The organism is Streptomyces griseofuscus (assembly GCF_014673495.1).
In the GTDB taxonomy this organism is placed as follows: domain Bacteria; phylum Actinomycetota; class Actinomycetes; order Streptomycetales; family Streptomycetaceae; genus Streptomyces; species Streptomyces murinus.
On record NZ_CP051006.1, the window covers coordinates 8280195 to 8300568 of the forward strand.

The 20374-nt window shown below is 75.3% G+C and carries 2 protein-coding genes; both read left to right on the plus strand.

What is annotated here, in order from left to right:
- The first annotated feature begins 8 nt into the window (after positions 1–8).
- Positions 9–19928 carry a non-ribosomal peptide synthase/polyketide synthase gene (locus HEP81_RS37500; RefSeq protein WP_037656771.1) on the plus strand — a complete coding sequence of 6640 codons (19920 nt, stop codon included), beginning with the start codon at positions 9–11 and terminating at the stop codon, positions 19926–19928.
- Positions 19929–20050: 122 nt separating this feature from the next.
- Complete coding sequence (locus HEP81_RS37505) at positions 20051–20254, plus strand: MbtH family protein (protein WP_014676677.1); 204 nt, start codon at positions 20051–20053, stop codon at positions 20252–20254.
- Positions 20255–20374 lie beyond the last annotated feature (120 nt).

Genomic DNA, 20374 nt, shown 5'->3' on the forward strand with positions numbered 1-20374 from the left:
CGACGACCATGACGTCTTCGACCCCTTCGAACCCCTCCGGCCCCGCCCGCCCCTCCCGGCGGGACCGCGCCGAGGCACTGCCCGAGCAGATGCGCGAGGCGCTGCGCCGCCGGCTCGCCGGACGGGCCGGCGGCACCGCCCCGGCCGCCCGGCAGGGCATCCCGCGCGCCGACCGGGACCGCCCGCTGCCGCTGTCCTTCGCCCAGCAGCGCCTGTGGTTCCTGGACCGGCTACGGCCCGGCGACCCCCGCTACAACAGCGCGGTCGCGGTCCGCTTCACCGGCCCGCTGGACCAAGAGGCGCTGAGTGGTGCCCTGGCCGCCGTCGTGGCCCGGCACGAGGCCCTGCGCACCACCTTCGAGGAGACCGACGGCCGCCCGGCGCAGCGCGTCGACCCGGCGGGCCCGGTGCCGCTGCCGGTCCGCGACACCACCGACCTGGACGCGGACCTGAGAGCGGAGTACGGCCGCCCCTTCGACCTGCGGCACGGCCCGCTGCTGCGCGCCCTGCTGCTGCGCGAGTCCGCCGTCTCGCACGTCCTGCTGCTGACGGCCCATCACATCGTCACCGACGGCTGGTCCATGGGCGTCGTCCTGGACGAGCTGTGCACCGCCTACGACGCCCTCGCCCGAGGCGCCGCGCCACAACTGCCGCCGGTGGCCACGCAGTACCCGGACTTCGCGGTGTGGCAACGTGAACAGCTCTCCGGCACCCGGCTCGACCGCCAACTCGCGCACTGGAAGGAGCGGTTGACCGGCGCGGTGGCACCGGAGCTGCCCCTGGACCGGCCGCGCCGCGGCGAGGAAGCGGGCGCCGGGGCCGTCCACGGCTTCACCGTCCCCGCGGCCCTCACCACCCGGCTGCGCACCCTCGCGCGGGAGCAGCACAGCACCCTGCACACCGCCCTGGTCGCGGCGACCCAGGCCCTGCTGGCCCGCTGGTCGGGACAGGACGACATCACCGTCGGCTCCCTGACCCCCGGCCGCTCCCGCACCGAGCTGGAACGCACCGTCGGCTTCTTCGTGAACACCGTCGTGCTGCGTACCGCGGTGGACCGGTCCGGCTCCTTCCGCGAGCTGCTGGCGCGGACCGCCGACACCGTCAACGACGCCTTCGCGCACGGCGACACGCCGTTCGAACGGGTCGTGGAGGCGGTCGGCGCACCCCGCGAGGCCGGCCGCAACCCGCTGTTCGACGTCCTCGTCCTGCTGCACCCCGACCCGCCCGCCGCGACCGCCCCGCACGGCCTCGCCACCAGCCAGGTCGAGGTGCCCCGGCGGGCGGCCACCTTCGACCTGAGCGTGGAGTTCGTACCGGACGGCGAGCGCCTGACCGGGCTGCTGGAGTACCGCACCGACCTGTTCGACGCGGCCACGGCCGAACGGCTCGCGGGACAGCTGCTGCGCCTGCTGGAGGGCGCCGCCGACGCCCCGGACCGCCCGCTGGGCACCCTGCCACTCCTGTCCGAGGCGGAGACACGCCAGGTCCTCGCCTTCGGGAACCCCGGCACCCACCACCCCGCGCCCGACGCCCTCCACACGGAGCTGTTCGAGCGCCGTGCCGCCCGCACCCCGGACGCCCTCGCCCTCGTCGCGGGCGGCGAACGGCTCGACTACGGCACCCTCAACGCCCGCGCCAACCGGCTCGCCCACCACCTCATCGCGTGCGGCGCGGGCCCGGAACGGCTGGTCGCGCTGCGGCTGCCGCGCACCGCCGACATGATCACCGCGATCCTCGCCGTCTGGAAGTCCGGCGCCGGCTACCTCCCGCTCGACACCGCCCTGCCCGAAGAGCGCGTCCGGTACCTGCTGGACGACGCCCGCCCGGCCCTGGTGCTGGACGAGGACGCCCTGCGCGCCGTACCCGCGACCGCCCCGGACACCGACCCGACCGACGCCGACCGGCGCGCCCCGCTGGACGCGGAGCACACCGCCTACGTCATCCACACCTCCGGCTCCACCGGCCGCCCCAAGGGCGTCGCAGTGTCGCACCGTTCGGCGGCACACCTGCTCGCCGCGCACCGGGCGGGCTTCGTCGCCGAGGCGGGCGGCGGCCCGCTGCGCATCGCGCTCACCGCCTCGTTCTCCTTCGACACCTCCCTGGAGGGCGTGCTGCTGATGGCCGACGGCCACCCGCTGCACCTGGTCGACGAGGTGACCCGGATGGACCCGGCCGCCCTGGTCGAGTACGTCGTCGAGCACCGCGTCGACTTCCTCGACCTCACCCCCTCCTATCTGCGCCAGCTGCTGCCCGCCGGGCTGCTCACCGACCCCCGGCACCACCCCCGGGTCCTCATGCTCGGCGGTGAGGCGGTCGGACCCGCGCTCTGGCGGGAGCTGGCCGCCCATCCGGACGTGACCGCGCACAACTTCTACGGCCCCACCGAGTGCACCGTGGACGCGCTGTCCTGCCGTATCGACGGCGGGGACCGCCCGCTGGTGGGCCGACCGCTGCTCGGCGTGCGCGCCTATGTCCTGGACGACCGGCTCCAGCCGGTGCCTCCCGGGGTCGGCGGCGAGCTGTACCTCGCGGGCGGCCAGCTGGCCCGCGGCTACACCGGCCGCCCCGGCCTGACCGCCACCCGGTTCCTGCCCGACCCCTACGGGCCCGCCGGGACCCGCATGTACCGCACCGGCGACCTGGCCCGCTGGACCGCCGACGGCCGCCTCGACTACCTCGGACGCGCCGACGACCAGGTCAAGGTGCGCGGCCACCGCATCGAGCCCGGCGAGATCGAGGCCGCGCTGCTCGCGCTGGACGGCATCACCGCCGCCGCGGTCGTCGCCGTACCCGACGCGCACGGCCACACCCGTCTCGCGGCCTACGTCGTGCCCGCGTCCGGCGCTCCCCGGCCCGTCCCCGCCGAGCTGCGGCCGGCCCTGCGCCGGGTGCTGCCCGACGCCTGGGTGCCGTCCTCCTTCACCGCCCTGGACGCGCTGCCGCTGACCACCAGCGGGAAGCTGGACCGCCGCGCCCTGCCCGCCCCGGAAACCCCGGACACAGAACGTGAGTTCGTCGCTCCCCGCACCCCCGGGGAGGAGACCCTGGCGGCCGTCTGGGCCGAGGTGCTCGGGGTGGCCCGGGTCGGCGTCACGGACAACTTCTTCGAGCTGGGCGGCGACTCCATCCTGAGCATCCAGGCCGTCTCCCGGGCCCGCGCCGCCGGGCTGCGGATCGGCTCGCAGGACGTCTTCCGGCATCAGACGGTCGCCGACCTGGCCGCCGCCGCGAGCCTGCGCACGGCCGCCGTGCCGGCGCCCCGCCGTCCGAAGCGGGAGGGTCCGGCCCCGCTCACCCCGGTCCAGGAGTGGTTCTTCGCCACGCACGGCCCGCTGCGGCACTTCAGCATGTCGATGCTGCTCGACCTGCCGCACGACCTCGACGAACCGGCACTGGAACAGGCGCTGACCGCCCTGGTGGCCAGGCACCCCGCCCTGCGCACCCGCTTCGTCCGCTCCGGTGACACCTGGCTCCAGCACCCCGGCGCCGCACCGGACGGCCCGCCGCTGACCCGTCACGCCCCCGGGACCCCGCCCGCCGAGGCCGCCGAGGCGGCCCGCGCGGCCCTCGACCCGGCCACCGGGACACTGCTGCGCGCGGCCCTGCTCCCCGGCGGCCTGCGCCCGCGACTCTTCCTCACCGCCCACCATCTGGCGGTCGACAGCGTCTCCTGGCGGGTGCTGCTCACCGGCCTGGCGGAGGCCTACCGGCAGGCGGCGGCGGGGGAGCGGCCCCGGCCCGAGCCCGAGCACACCGCGTTCGCCGACTGGGCGCGCGAACTGACCGACCTGGTACGGGCCGGCGACCTGGACGACGACCTGCCCTACTGGACGCGGGAGGCGGCTCAGCCCCGCACCCCGCTCCCCGTCGACCTGCCCGGCACCCCGCTCGCCGGATCCGTGCGCACCGTCCGCACCCGGGTGGACCGCGCCACCACCGAGGCGCTGCTGCGGCGCGTGCCGACGGTGTACCGCACCCAGGTCAACGACGTACTGCTGAGCGCGCTCGGCCGGGTGCTCGCCGACTGGACGGGCACCGACCGGGTGACCGTCGCGCTGGAGGGTCACGGCCGGGAGGAGGACCTGGCCGAGGGCACCGACCTGTCCCGCACGGTGGGCTGGTTCACCACCCAGTACCCGGTCACCCTCACCCCGGCCGCACCGGGCGACTGGGGGAGCACCCTCAAGGCCGTCAAGGAGCGGCTGCGGGCGGTACCCCGGCGCGGCCTGAGCTACCAGGCGCTGGCCCACCTCGGCTCGCCAAGCCCGCAGGCCCGTGCCCTCGGCGAACTCCCGCTGCCCCAGGTGTGCTTCACCTACCACGGTCAGTGGGAGGCGCCCGGCGGCGGCGACTTCGCACCCGTCGCCGACGTACCCGGCCGGGACACCGACCCCGCCGAGCCGCTCGATCACCTCCTCGATGTGTCCGCCCTGGTCGCCGACGGCGAGCTGGAGATCACCTGGCACTACAGCGACCAGGTGCACCGGGCCGACACCGTACGGCGGTTGGCCGACGGCATGGTGCGGGCGCTCGGCGCGATCACCGAGCACTGCGCGCGACCCGGCGCGGGCGGCCGTACCCCCTCCGACTTCCCGCTGGCCCGCCTCGACCAGGCCGCGGTGGACCGCATCGCCGGCGACGGCCGGGACATCGAGGACCTGCTGCCGCTCACCCCGCTCCAGGAAGGCATGCTCTTCCACCGGCTGGTCGGCGGACCCGACGACGTGTACATCGACCAGGCCGCGCTGCTCCTGGAGGGCGTCACCGACCCCGGTGCGCTCGCCCTGGCCTGGCAGCACGTCACCGACCGCACCCCCGCCCTGCGCACCTCCGTGGTGTGGGAGGGCGTGCCGGTCCCGCTCCAGGTCGTGCACCGCCAGGTCACCGTGCCCGTCGAGCACATGGACTGGCGGGAACTGGACCCGGCGGAGCGGGACACGCGCTGGGACCTGCTGCGCGCCGACGACCTCGCGCGCGGACTGGACCTCACCGCCGCCCCGCTGATGCGGCTCACCCTCGTCCGGCTGCCCGGGGACCGGCTGCATCTGCTGTGGACCTCCCACCACCTCATCCTGGACGGCTGGAGCCTGGCCCAGGTCCTCACCGAGGTGTTCGCCGAGTACACGGCGCTGACCACCGGCGGCACGCCCCGGCCCCCGGCCCGCCGGCCGTTCGGCGACTATGTGCGCTGGCTGGCCGGGCAGGACGGCGCGGCGGGCCGTGCGCACTGGCAGGACGTCCTCGCCGGGTTCGCCACGCCCACCCCGCTGCCCGCCGACCGGGCCCGGCGCCCGGGGCACGAGACCCGCTCCGCCGGCCTGCACACGGCCGCCCTGTCCGACGAGGTCTCCGCGCGGCTGGCCCGCACCGCCCGCGCGGCCGGGCTCACCCTCGGTACCGTGGTACAGGGCGCCTGGGCGCTGCTGCTCTCCCGCTACGGCGCCGAGCCGGACGTGCTGTTCGGCACCACCGTCTCCGGGCGTCCCGACGACCTGCCCGGCGTCGAGTCGATGGTCGGCATGTTCATCAACACCCTGCCCACCCGGGTCCGCGTGGACGGCCGCCGTACCGCCACCGCCTGGCTGCGGGAACTCCAGGAAGCACAGGCCGACGCACGGCGGTTCGCGGCGGTGTCCCTCGCCGAGCTGACCGCGCTGAGCGACGTGCCGTCCGGGAGCCCGCTGTTCGACAGCATGGTGGCCTTCGAGAACTACCCCTTCGACGAGGCCCGTTCGACCGGCACCGGGATACGCCTCGCGGACGTCTCCGCCCGTGACGCCACCAACTACGCCCTCGTACTGCGTGCTTACCAGGGCGACCGGTTCGGCTTCGACCTCGCCTACGACCCCCAGCTGTTCGAACCCGCGACCGTACGGGACCTCGCCGACCGGCTGTGCCTGCTGCTCACCGAGCTGGCCGACGACCCGGAGCGGCCAGTGCGCGATCTCGCGTGGATCACCGCCGAGGAACGGCGGCGCCTCCCGGTCGAGTGGAACGGCACCGAGGAGGGCCGGCCCGCCGACACCCTGGACGGCCTCTTCACCGCCCAGGCCGCCCGCACCCCCGGCGCCGAGGCCGTCAGCTGCGGCGCCGACCGGCTCGACTACGCCACCCTCGACGCCCGCTCCGGACGGCTCGCCCACCGGCTCGCCGAACTCGGCGCCGGACCCGAGACGTTCGTGGCCCTGGCGCTGCCCCGCTCCACCGACCTCGTCGTGGCCGTCCTCGCCGTGCTGAAGACCGGCGCCGCGTATCTGCCCATCGACCCCCGGCTGCCCGCCGAGCGGATACGGCACCTGCTCGCCGACGCCGCCCCGGTGGCCCTGGTCACCACCAGCGGGGCCGACGCCGACCCGGCCGTACCCCTGCTGCTTCTGGACGACCCCGACGTCCGCGCCGACCTGGCCCGTCGCCCGGCCGCGGGACCGGCCCGCCGCGCGCTGCCCGAGAGCCCCGCCTACGCCATCTACACCTCCGGCTCCACCGGCCTGCCCAAGGGCGTGGTCGTCCCGCACGCCAACGTGGTCCGGCTGTTCAGCCGCACCCGGCACTGGTTCCGCTTCGGCGCCGACGACGTGTGGACGCTGTTCCACTCCTACGCCTTCGACTTCTCGGTGTGGGAGCTGTGGGGCCCGCTGCTGCACGGCGGCCGGCTGGTGATCGTCCCCGAGGACACCGCGCGCTCCCCGGAGGACTTCCTGCGGCTGCTCGCCGACGAACGGGTCACCGTCCTCAACCAGACCCCCTCCGCGTTCCACCCGCTGGTCCGGGCGGACGCCGAACTCCCTGACGTCAGCGCCAGGTTGGCCCTGCGTACGGTGATCTTCGGCGGTGAGGCGCTGGACGTGGACCGGCTCGCCGACTGGTATCTGCGCCACCCGGACACCGCGCCGCGCCTGGTGAACATGTACGGCATCACCGAGACCACCGTGCATGTCACCTACGCCCCGCTGGACCGCTTCACGGCCCGCACCGGTGCCGCGAGCCCCATCGGCACCGGCATCCCGGACCTGCGGGTCCATGTGCTCGACGAACTGCTGCGGCCCGTGCCTCCCGGCGCCGTCGGTGAGCTGTTCGTCGCCGGTGAGGGCCTGGCGCGCGGCTACCTGAACCGGCCCGGTCTCACCGCGACCCGGTTCCTCGCCGATCCGTTCGGACGGCCCGGCACCCGCATGTACCGCACCGGGGACCGGGCCCGCCGCCGGGCCGACGGCTCCCTGGAGTACCTGGGCCGCGCCGACCAGCAGGTGAAGATCCGCGGCTACCGCATCGAACCCGGCGAGATCGAGGCCGCCCTGCACACCCACCCGGGCGTCGGCGCCGCCGCCGTCGGTGTGTACGAGGACGCCACCGGGACCCGCCGCCTGGTCGCCCACGTGGTCGGCACCGGCTCCGGCGAGCGCACCGCGCCGCCCCCGCCCGCCGCCGAACTGCGGGCCCATCTGGAGGGGTCGCTGCCCGCGCACATGGTGCCCGCGGCCTATGTGCCGATGGCCGCGCTGCCGCTCACCGTGAACGGCAAGCTCGACCGGCGCGCCCTGCCCGCGCCCGGCCCCGACGGCTTCGCCGCGGACCGCGAACGGACCCCCCTGCGCACCCACGCCGAACGGCTGGTCGCCGCCGCCTGGACGGACGTCCTGGACACCGACGAGGTCGGCGCCGACGACGACTTCTTCGCGCTCGGCGGCGACTCCATCCTCGCCGTGCGGGTCACCTCCCGGCTGCGCGCCGCCTTCGGCACCGACGTCTCGCCCCGGCTGCTGTTCACCCACCCCACGCTGTCCGCCCTCGCGACCGCGCTCGGCGAACCGGGACCCGTGCACACCGCCGACCTCATCCCGGCCCTCCCCGCGGACACCCCGGCACCCCTGTCGTACGCGCAGCAACGCCTGTGGTTCCTCGACCGGTTCGAGCCCGGCAGCACCGAGTACACCACCCTGTCCGCACTGCGGCTGCGCGGCCCGCTCGACACCGGCGCCCTCGGCGCCGCCCTGGACGGCCTGGTCGCCCGGCACGAGACCCTGCGCACCACGTTCGCCGAACACGACGGGCAGGCACGGCAGATCGTCCACCCGGCGTGGCCCGTCGACCTGCCGGTGACCGAACTCCCGGACCCCACGGCCCTGGACGGCTTCCTGGAGCGGACGGCCGCCACCCCCTTCGATCTGACCACCGGACCGCTGCTGCGCGCCCACCTGGCCCGGCTGGCCGCCGACGACCACGACCACGTCCTCGTGCTTGCCGTGCACCACATCGTCACCGACGGCTGGTCCATGGGCGTGCTCGGCCGGGACCTGAGCGAGCTGTACGCGGCGGCCCTCGCGGACCGTCGCCCCGAACTGCCCGCGCTGCCCGTCCGCTACGCCGACCACGCCGCCTGGCAGCGGGCCCGCGCCGACCGGGCCGAGACCGAACTCGCCCACTGGCGCGCCGCCTTGGACGGCGTCACCCCGCTGGAACCGCCCACCGACCGGCCGCGCCCCGCGGTCCGCACCCGAGACGGCGACCTGGTGACCTTCACCCTGCCGGCCGCCCTGACCGAGCGGCTGCGCGAACGCGGCAGGGAGGCCGACGCCACCCTCTACATGACGCTGGTGACGGCCTGCCAGATTCTGCTGGCGCGCTGGGCCGGACAGGAGGACATCACCGTCGGCACCGTGACCGCGGGACGTGACCGGCCCGAACTGCACGACGTGGTCGGCATGTTCGTCAACACCCTGGTGCTGCGCTCCCGGGTCCGTCCCGAACTGCCCTTCCGCGAGCTGCTGTCCGAGGTCCGCGGGACCGTCCTGGACGCGTTCGCCCACCAGGAGGTGCCCTTCGAGCGGGTGGTGGACGCCGTCCAGCCCGAGCGGGACACCAGCCGCACCCCGCTGTTCCAGGTCATGGTCGCCCTGCACAACCTCGACGCCGAGCCGCCCCGGCTGCCCGGTCTGACCGCCGAGCCGGTCACCCCGCCGGTCCGCAACGCCACCTTCGACCTGGCCTTCGACTTCGTCGAGACCGACGGCGGCCTGACCGGCCATCTGGAGTACAACACCGGGCTCTTCGACCGCGACACCGTCCAGCGCCTGGCCGGACGACTGCGCGTCCTGCTGGAGGCCGCGACCGAGTCCCCGGAGCGTGCCGTCGGCGCGCTGCCGCTGATGACCGACGCCGAGCAGCGGCAGGTGCTCCGCCACGGCGAGGGCGCCCGGCTGCCCGCGCCGGACACCACCTTCCCCGCCCTCTTCGAGGCCCGCGCCGCCCGCACCCCGCGGCACACCGCCCTGGTCGCCCGCGACTCCACGCTCGACTTCGCCACGCTCAACGAGCGCGCCAACCGGCTCGCCCACCACCTCATCGCCCGGGGCGCCGGCCCCGAGGACGTCGTCGCCGTACGCCTCCCGCGCACCTCCCAGCAGGTGATCGCACTGCTCGCGGTCGCCAAGGCGGGCGCCTCCCTGCTCAGCCTCGACCCCGAAATCCCCCGGGAACGGGCGGACTTCCTGCTCTCCGACGCCCGCCCGCACACCCTGCTCGCCGACCTCGCCGAGGTGCCCTGGGACCGGCTGCCCGCGCACGACCCGACGGACGCCGACCGCGTCCGGCCGCTGCTTCCCGGGCACACCGCCTACATCGTCTACACCTCCGGCTCCACCGGCCGGCCCAAGGGCGTCGCCGTCGAACACCGGCAGCTGGTCAACCTGTGCCACGACCACGAGAGGGGCCTGCTCGCCCCGCACACCGCCGACGGCCGACGGCTGCGGGCCGCGCTCAGCGCCTCCTTCTCCTTCGACACCTCCTGGGAAGGGCCGCTGCTGCTCGCCCTCGGTCACGAGATGCATCTGATCGACGAGGACGTACGACTGGACCCCGAGGCGTTCTGCGCCCAGGTCGCCGACCGCCGGCTCGACCTGGTGAACGTCACCCCCTCCTTCCTGCGGGAGCTGACCTCCGCCGGGCTGCTGGCCCCCGGCCGCCACCACCCGGGCCTGCTGCTCGTCGGCGGCGAGGCCGTCACCCCGGCCGACTGGCGTGAACTCGCGCGGGTGGAGCGTGCGTCGGGGATCGCCGTGTACAACATGTACGGCCCCACCGAGTGCACCGTCGACGCCGTCTACGGCCGCGTCGCCGACCGCCCCGACCGGCCCGTCATCGGCCGCCCCGGCGGCAACCTGCGTGCCTACGTCCTCGACGGCGGCCTGCGCCCGGTGCCGCCCGGGGTACCCGGCGAGCTGTATCTGTCCGGCGCCCAGGTGGCCCGCGGCTACCTGAACCGGCCCGGCCTCACCGCGGCCCGCTTCGTCGCTGACCCGTTCGGGGCGCCGGGCGAGCGGATGTACCGCACCGGGGACCGGGCCCGCTGGGACCGCGACGGGCTGCTGGAGTTCCTCGGCCGGGTCGACGAGCAGGTCAAGATCCGCGGGTTCCGCATCGAGCCCGGCGAGGTGGAGGCCGCCCTCCTCGACCACCCGGACGTCACCGACGCCGCCGTCACCGCACGCGAACACGCCGGACGCCTGATGCTCGTCGGCTATGTGGTGCCGGCCGGCGACCGCGTCCCGTCCGCCGACGATCTGCGCCTCGCGCTGCGCCGCACCCTGCCCGACCACATGGTGCCCACCGCGTTCGTCCCGCTGGCCCGCATCCCGCGCACCACCAGCGGCAAGACCGACCGGCGCGCCCTGCCCGCCCCGCCCGCACAGCCCGAGGGCACCACCCCCTACATCGCCCCCCGGCCCGGCACCGAAGAACGCCTGGCCGCGATCTGGGCGCAGGTGCTCGGCGTCGAACGGGTCGGTGCCCGCGACAACTTCTTCGCGCTCGGCGGCGACTCCATCCTGAGCATCCAGATCGTCGCCCGCGCCCGGCAGGCCGGACTCGCCCTCACCACCAAGGACGTCTTCCGCCACCAGACCGTCGCCGAACTCGCCCTGCGCACCCAGGAGTCGGCACCCCGAGCCGCCGTCGCCGAACACATCGGCGAGGCACCGCTCACCCCGATCCAGCACTGGTACCTGGACGGCCGCGACCTGGGCCACCCGCTCCGCTTCACCATGACCCAGCGCCTCGAACTCGCCGCAGGTACCGGCGAGTCGAGCGTGCGCGAGGCCGTCGAAGCCCTCGTGCGGCACCACGCGGCCCTGCGTACCCGGGTCCTGCGCACCGCCGACGGCTGGCGCCAGGAAGCCCTGCCGCAAGCACCCGACGGCGTCTTCAGCCGCCACGACATGACCGGGACGGCCGACGCCGAGCTGGAGGCCGAGGTCCAACGGCGCACCGACGAGGCGCAGTGCGCACTCGACCCCACCGAAGGCCGCGTCGTGCGCGCACTGTTCTTCGACCGGGGCCCGGCACAGCCGCCCCAACTCGTCATCACCGCACACCACCTGGTGATCGACGGCGTCTCCTGGCGCATCCTGCTCACCGACCTGGAGACCGCCCACCGCGCGGCGGCCGCCGGCCGACCCGTCGAACTCCCCGCCACGGGCACCTCCTTCGGCCACTGGGCCACCCGGCTCCAGGAGCACACCCGCTCCGGCGCCCTGGACGCCGACCTGCCGTACTGGAGGCGCACCACCGACGCCCCGGCCGCACTGCCCGCGGGCCGCCCAGGACCCAACACCCACGGCACCGCCGCGACCGTCACTGTCACCCTGGACGCCGCGACCACCGACGCCCTGCTGCGCAAGGTCCCGGAGACCTACCGCACCCAGGTCAACGACGTCCTGCTGAGCGCCCTCGGCCGCACCCTGGCCCGCTGGTGCGGGCGCGACACCGTACTGCTCGGCGTGGAGGGCCACGGCCGGGAGGACCTGTTCGAGGACGCCGACCTGTCGCGGACCGTCGGCTGGTTCACCGCCGAGTACCCGCTCGCCCTCACCGCCGACCCGGACGCCGGATGGCACGAGATCCTCCGCTCGGTCAAGGAGCAGCTGCGCGCGGTGCCGCTGCACGGCCTGAGCCACGGCGCGCTGCGCCACCTCGTCCCCGGCAGCCCGCTGACCGGCGCCCCGGCCCCGCAGATCGGCTTCAACTACCACGGCCAGTGGGACGCCGGCGGCACCGGGAGCGACGGCCTGGTCCGCGGCTCCCTGCCCCCGGCAGGCCGGGACACCGACCCGGACGAACCCCGCCCCTACGTGCTGGACATCACCGGAGTCGTCCAGGACGGGCGCCTGGAACTCGGCTGGACCTACCCGGCGGCCGTCCACGACGAGGACACCGTCCGCCGCCTCGCCGAGGAGACCCTCGCCGCGCTGCGCGACATCGTGGCCCACTGCGCCCTGCCCACGGCCGGCGGCCGCACGCCCTGCGACTTCCCGCTCGCCGGGCTCGCCCAGGACCAGCTGGACCGCCTTGTCGGCACCGGCCGCGACATCGAGGACGTCCTGCCGCTCACCCCGCTCCAGTCCGGCATGCTCTTCCACGGCCTCGTGGACACCGAGCACGCCTACTTCGACCGCACGGCCGTACGACTGGCCGGGGTCGCCGACCCGGGTGTCTTCGCCGCCGCCTGGCAGCAGATCACGGACCGCACCCCGGCCCTGCGCGGCTCCGTGCACTGGCACGGCCTGCCGCACCCGGTGCAGGTGGTCCACCGGTACGTGGAACTGCCCGTCACGCGGCTCGACTGGCGCACTCTGACACCCGCACAGCGCGCTGAGGCCACCGAGCGACTGCTCGCCGAGGACCGGGCGGCCGGGATGGACCTCACCACCGCACCGCTCACCCGGCTCACCCTCGCGGCGCTGCCCGGCGACGAGGTGCTGCTGGTGTGGTCCACCCATCACATCGTCCTCGACGGCTGGAGCACCGGACAGCTGCTCACCGAGGTGTGCGAACGCTACGCCGCCCTGACCGGCGGCCCGGACCCGGCGCCCCCGGCACGCCGGCCGTTCGCGGACTTCCTGCACTGGCTCGCCGCCCAGGACGAGACGGCGGCCGAAGGGCACTGGTCCGAGGCGCTGGACGGCTTCACCGCCCGCACTCCGCTGCCGTACGACCGCACACCCGCCGAGGCCCACCGCGCCCGGTCGGCCGCCGCCGTCCACCACGAGCTGGACGCGGACGTCTCGCGCAGGCTGCGGGAGAGCGCCGCACGCGCCGGACTCACCGTCAACACCGTCCTGGAGGGCGCCTGGGCCCTGCTGCTGGCCCGCTCCAGCGGCCAGGACGACGTGGTGTTCGGCACCACCGTCTCCGGCCGCCCGGCCGAACTGCCCGGCGTCGAAGGCATGATCGGCATGTTCATCAACACCGTGCCGACCCGCGTCCGCATTCCCGCGGGGCCGGTCCTGCCATGGCTGCGCGGCCTCCAGGACCGGCAGAGCGACGCCCGCCGCTTCGACTTCCTCGCGCTGCCCCGCATCCAGGCCATGAGCCAAGTCCCGCCAGGCGAGCCCCTGTTCGACAGCATGGTGGTCTTCGAGAACTACCCGGTGGACGAGTCGGCCACGGCCCGTACCGGTGTCCGGGTCGAGGAGGTGCGCGCCGACGACGCCACCACCTTCCCCTGGTGCCTGCGCGCCCACCTCGCCGGACGGCTCGGCTTCGACCTCGCCTACGACCCCGCCCTGTTCGACGCCGCCACCGCCGAGCGCGCCGCGGACCGCCTGGCCGCGCTGCTGACCGTCCTCGCCGACGGCTTCGACACCGACCTGGACGGGCTCGACCTGCTCGTCCCTGCGGACCGCGCACTGCTCGCCGCCTGGAACACCACCGCCCGGCGGGCCGCCCCGCGCAGCCCCGTCGACCTGTTCGCCGAACAGGCCCACCGCACCCCCGACGCGATCGCGGTCCACGACGGACACCGGCAGCTGACCTTCCGGGAGCTGCACCACTGGGCCACCGCACTGGCCGGACGGCTGCTGTCCGACGGGCTCGCGGCCGAGGACCGGGTGGCACTTCTCCTCGACCGCTCCGCCGAACTCGTCGTCGCCCAGCTCGCGGTGCTCATGGCCGGCGGCGCCTACCTGCCCGTCGACACCCGGGCCCCCGAGGAACGCCGACGCACCCTGCTCGACGGGGCCGGCGCGGCGGTCCGGCTCACCGCCGCCGACGTGACCGCCGCCCGGACCGGCACCCCCGCACCCCAGCTCCCGGCCGCCGACCCCGACCGGCTGGCCTACGTGATGTTCACCTCCGGCTCCACCGGCCTGCCCAAGGCGGTCGCGGTACGGCACCGGGACGTCGCCGCGCTGGCCACCGACAGCCGGTTCGCCGACGGCGTGTGCGACCGGGTGCTGCTGCACTCGCCGGTGGCCTTCGACGCCGCCACCTTCGAGGTGTGGGCACCGCTCCTCAACGGCGGCCGGGTGATCGTGGCGCCGGACGGGAGCGTGGACGCCGCCCTGCTGCGCCGGCTCGCCGACGGCGGCGGACTGACCGCGCTGTGGCTCACCGCCGGACTGTTCCGGCTGCTCGCCCAGGACGCCCCCGACTGCTTCCGCGGTCTGCGGCAGGTGTGGACCGGCGGTGACGTGGTGCCCGCCCCGGCCGTGCGCCGGGTCCTCACCGCCTGCCCCGGCCTGACCGTCGTGGACGGCTACGGCCCTACCGAGACCACGACCTTCGCGACGTCCTTCGCGCTCACCGACCCGCGGACGGTGCCCGACACCCTGCCCATCGGCCACCCGCTCGACGACATGCGCGTGCACGTCCTCGACGCCCGGCTGCGGCCCGTACCACCGGGCTGCGCGGGCGAGCTGTACCTCGCCGGGGAAGGCGTGGCCCGCGGCTACCTGGGCCGCCCCGGCGACACCGCCACCCGCTTCCTCGCCGATCCGTTCGGGGCGCCGGGCGAGCGGATGTACCGCACCGGCGACCTGGCCCGCAGGCGGCCGGACGGCACCGTCGAGTTCCTCGGCCGCGCCGACGACCAGGTCAAGATCCGCGGCTTCCGGGTGGAGCCCGGCGAGGCCGAGACCGCGCTCGCCGACCACCCGGACATCACCGACATCACCGTGCTCGCCCGCGAGGACCGCCCGGGCGCCAAGCGGCTCGTGGCGTACGTGGTCGGACCGGCCGCCGACGACATCGAGGAACTGCGGGCCTTCGCCGCCCGCACTTTGCCCGACTACCTCGTCCCCGCCGCCTTCGTCCCGCTCGCCGCCCTGCCGCTGAGCCGCAACGGCAAGGTCGACCGGGCCGCCCTGCCCGCCCCCGACACCCAGCCGGGGCACACGCGGGTGGCGCCCCGCACCGAGGCCGAGCGCCGCACGGCGGACGTCTTCGGCGAGGTGCTGGGCAGCGAACCGCCCGGCGCCGAGGACGACTTCTTCCAGCTGGGCGGCGACTCGATCCTCAGCATCCGGCTCGCCTCCCGCCTCGCGGAGGTCTTCGACACCGAGGTCACGCCCCGCGCGGTGTTCACCCACCCCACCCCGGCCGCCCTGGCCCGGCTGCTCGGCGACCGGCAGGGCTTTGGCCGCCCGGCCATCGTCCCGGTCGCCCGGGACGCCGTCGCACCGATGTCCCACGCCCAGCAACGCCTGTGGTTCCTGCACGAGTTCGAACCCGCGGCCGCCGAGTACGTCACCGCGCTCGCCCTGCGGCTACACGGCACCACGGACACCGGCGCGCTCCGCGCGGCCCTCGCCGACGTGGTCGCCCGGCACGAGTCGCTGCGCACCACCTTCGACAGCGTCGACGGGCACGGCATCCAGCGCGTGCACCCGCCGCGGGAGGTCACGCTGCCGGTGCACGACCTGACCGGGCTCGCCCCGGCCGACCAGGAAGCCGGGCTGCGCCGACTGCTCGCCGCCGACCGCGCCCGGCCGTTCGACCTGCGCGAAGGACCGCTGCTGCGCCCCGGCCTGGTCCGGTTCGCCGACGACGACCATGTGCTCACCCTCGCCCTGCACCACATCGTCACCGACGGCTGGTCCACCTCCGTCCTGCTCGGCGACCTCGCCCACTTCTACCGGGCCCGACTCGGCGTCACACAGGCGCCGTTGCCGCCGCTGCCGGTGCAGTACGCCGACTACGCCCACTGGCAGCGCACCACCGCGGACACCGGCACGGACGAGCACCTCGCGTACTGGAAGGAGCACCTGGCCGACACCGCCCCCCTGGACCTGCCCACCGACCGGCCCCGGCCGCCGGTGCGCACCAGCGCCGGTGCCACGGCCCGGCTGGTGGTGCCCGCCCGGACCGTACGCGGACTGACCCGGCTCGCCCGCGACCACGGGACCACCCTGTTCACCACGCTCGTCGCCGCCGCCCAGGCCTATCTGGCCCGGCTTTCCGGTGCCGAGGACATCGCCGTCGGCACCGTCACCTCGGGCCGCGACCGGCCCGAGACCCAGGCCCTCGTCGGCTTCTTCGTGAACACCCTGGTGCTGCGCTCCCAGGCCGAGGCAGGGGCGCCCTTCTCCGGGTTCCTCACCGCCGTACGGGGGACCGTCCTGGACGCCTTCGCCCACCAGGACGTGCCCTTCGAACGGGTCGTCGACGAGGTCCAGCCGGTCCGGGACACCAGCCGCAGCCCGCTCTTCCAGGTCATGGTCGTCCTCCAGAACACCCCGGCCGCCGGCCTCGACCTGCCGGGACTGGAGGTCACCGACGTCGAACCCGACTCGGACCAGGCCGCGTTCGACCTCACCCTGGAGTTCGCCGAGACGGGCTCCGGGGAGCTGCACGGCCTGCTGACCTACAACACCGACCTGTTCGACCCGGCCACGGCCGAGCGGATGGCCGGTCAGCTCGGCACCCTGCTGCACGCCGTCGCCACCGACCCGGACCGCCCGCTGGGCGCCCTGCCGCTGTCCTCCGACGGCGAGCTGAAGACACTGCTCGACCAGGGCCGGGGCGACTTCCCGCCGGTGCCCGAGCGCACCCTGCCGGACCTGTTCGAACAGCAGGCGGCCCGCACCCCGGACGCGGTCGCGCTGCTGGACGGCGACCGCGAACTGAGCTACGCCGAGGTGGACCGGGCGGCCAACCGGCTGGCCCACCGGCTGATCCGGGACGGCGTCGGACCGGAGCACGTGGTGGCGCTTGCGCTGCCCCGCTCGGCGGCGACCGTCGTGGCCCAGCTCGCCGTCGCCAAGGCAGGCGGCGCCTTCCTGCCCGTGGACCCGAACTACCCCGCACAGCGCAGGGAGTTCATGATCCGGGACGCGGGCGCCCACCTGGTCCTCGACGACCCCGCCGAGGTGTGGGCGGCCGGCGGGCCGGAGTCGGCGCCCACGGACGCCGACCGCGCCCGCCCGCTGACCCCCGCCCACCCCGCCTACGTCATCTACACCTCCGGCTCCACCGGCACCCCCAAGGGCGTCGTCGTCACCCACCGGGGCCTGGCCGCCTTCGCCGCCGCGGCCGCCGAACGGTACGACGCCGGCCCCGGCGACCGGGTGCTCCAGTTCGCCTCGCCCAGCTTCGACGCCTCCGTGCTGGAGCTGTGCGTGTCCCTGCTCAGCGGGGCCGCGCTGGTGACCGGCGAGGAAGGACCGCTGGTCGGGGAACGGCTGGCCGAGGTGCTCGCCGTACGGCGCGTCAGCCATACGCTGATCCCCCCGGCCGCGCTCGCCACCGTACCGCCGGAGACCGCCGCGGCCCTGCCGCATCTGCGCACCCTCATCGTCGGCGCGGAAGCCTGCCCCGCCGACCTCGTCGCCGCCTGGGCCCCCGGCCGCCGCATGATCAACTCGTACGGGCCCACCGAGGCCACCGTCGTCGCCACCTGGACCGGACCGCTCGCCCCCGGCACCGGCGCGCCGCCCATCGGCCGCCCCGCGGGCAGCACCCGCGTCCAGGTGCTCGACGCCGCCCTGCGCCCCGTACCACCCGGTGTGACCGGCGAGTTGTACATCGCGGGCCCCGGCCTCGCCCGCGGCTACCTGGGGCGGCCCGGACTCACCGCCCAGCGGTTCGTGGCCGACCCGTTCGGCGGCCCGGGAGAGCGGATGTACCGCACCGGGGACCTGGTCCGCTGGAGCGCCGACGGCCGGCTCAGGTTCGCCGGACGCGCCGACGACCAGGTCAAGCTGCGCGGCTTCCGCATCGAGCCCGGCGAGATCGAGAGCGCGCTGCGCACCAGCGCCCTGGTACGGGACGCGGTGGTGGTCGTACGCCCGGGGGAGGCGCCCGGCGCGCCGGACCGGCTCGTCGCCTACGTCGTACCGGCACCGCCGTCAACCCCCGAGCATTCCGACGACAGCCGGGTCCCTGGCGCCGCGCTGCCCGTCAGCGAGCTGCGGCTGCACCTCGCCGGGCTGCTGCCGCCGCACATGGTGCCGTCGGTGTTCGTCCCGCTCGACCGGCTGCCGCTCACCCCGAACGGCAAGACCGACCGGCACGCCCTGCCCGCCCCCGGCCCCGCGCTGGCCGCCGACGGACCGCGCACCGCGCCCCGTACCGACACCGAACGCCGGGTGGCCCGCATCTGGGCCGACGTCCTCGGCATCGAGGAGGTCGGCGCCGACGACAACTTCTTCGCGCTCGGCGGCGACTCCATCCTCAGCATGCAGGTCGTCTCCCGGCTGCGCCGCGACGGACTGCACGTCGCCACCCGCGATCTGTTCACGCACCAGACCGTCGCCGAACTCGCCGCCGTGGTCCGCACCGCGCCCCGGCCGAGCGACGACGGCCCGGTCACCGGCGAAGTCCCGCTCACCCCGATCCAGGAGTGGTTTCTCACCAAGCCCCGCGCGGCCCACCACCACTTCAACCAGTCGGCGCTCCTCGAACTCGACGGCGCCCCCGACCCCGAGGCGCTGCGCGCCGCGCTCGACGCCCTGCTCGACCACCATGACGCCCTGCGCATGCGATTCACCCGCGACGAACACGGCTGGCGGCAGTTCAACCCGCCGCCCGCCCCCGGGCAGGACATCCTCGTCCGGCACGACCTGAGCGGACTGTCCGCCGAGGACGCGGACGCGGCCATGACGAGGGCCGCCGACGAACTGCACGCCGGATTCGACCTGGCGCACGGCCCGCAGCTGCGCGCCGCCCTGTTCACCGGCGACCCGGACCGGCCCGTGTTCCTGCTGCTGGTCGCCCACCACCTCGTCGTGGACGCCGTCTCCTGGCGCGTCCTGCGCGACGACCTGGAGACCGCCTACCGGCAGGCCCGCGCGGGCGACCCCGTCACCCTGGGGGAGCGCGGCACCAGCTTCCGGGACTGGTCCACCCGGCTGTCCGCGTACGTCGCCGAGGGCGGCCTCGACCACGAACTGCCCCACTGGGAGCAGGCCGTACGCTCCGAACCCGCCCCCGCCGGGCCCGCGCCCGCGGCCGACGCGGGCCCCGCCGCCACGGTGAGCGTGGAACTCGGCGAGGAGGACACCACCGCCCTGCTCCGCTCCGCGCCCACCGCCTACCGCACCCGCGTCAACGATGTGCTGCTCGCCGCGCTCGCCCTCGCACTGGCTCGCTGGACCGGACACGACCGCGTCCGCCTCGATCTGGAGGGGCACGGCCGCGAGGACCTGCTCGACGGGGTCGACCTGTCCCGCACCGTCGGCTGGTTCACCACCGTCTACCCGGTCGCCCTCCAGGTGTCCGACCCCGGCGACCTCGGCCCCGACCGCGACTGGCGGTCCCTGGTGAAGTCGGTACGGCGTCAGCTGCGGGCCGTACCGGGCAACGGGATCGGCTTCGGCGCGCTGCGCACCTTCGGGACGCCCGAGGTCCGCGAACGCCTCGGCGAACACGCCCACAGCCAGGTGGTGTTCAACTACCTAGGCCAGTGGGACGCCCGCCCCGAGACCGGCGACGGCGGCCTGGTCCGCGCCGAACACGGCTCGTTCGGGCAGGACCACGACCCCCGGGACCCCGGCTCGCACCCGGTGGAAGTGGTGGGCGCCGTCCAGCACGGCCGGCTCGCCTTCACCTGGCACCACCGGCCCGGCTTCCACGACACGGAGACCGTGCGCCGAGTCGCGGAGGACTTCGCCGAGGCCCTGCGCCAACTCGCCCGGCACGCCAGGGGAGGCCGATGACGGCGTTTCCCCGCGAGGCACCGCCCCGGCGCACCGCCCGGCGCGGTCCTCGCGCACCCCGCGCCCCCACCCGCACACCGCTTCCAGCCCTCCCACCCGAACCGAACCCCGAGGAGAACGACATGGACGAGAACACCCGCTACCAGGTGCTGCGCAACGACGAGGAGCAGTACTCCCTGTGGCCCGTCGACATCGAGGTGCCCGCCGGCTGGCAGCCCGTCGGCAAGGAGGGCACCGAGGCCGAGTGCTCCGCCTATGTCGACGAGGTGTGGACCGACATGCGGCCCAAGAGCCTGCGCGAGCGCATGGAGAACGCGGGCGCCTGACCTGTCGTACCCGCAACCGTCCGCCGGGCCGCCCGTGTGTCGGCCCGGCGGCGCGCCGCACCCCACACTCCCCCCACGCACAAAACCGCCGCACCGGCGCCCCACCGCCCTCGGCCTCAC

Excerpts from the sequence above, each read along its gene's own strand:
- HEP81_RS37500 (WP_037656771.1), top strand. The coding sequence starts at position 9 with ATGACGTCTTCGACCCCTTCGAACCCCTCCGGCCCCGCCCGCCCCTCC.
- HEP81_RS37505 (WP_014676677.1), top strand. The coding sequence starts at position 20,051 with ATGGACGAGAACACCCGCTACCAGGTGCTGCGCAACGACGAGGAGCAG.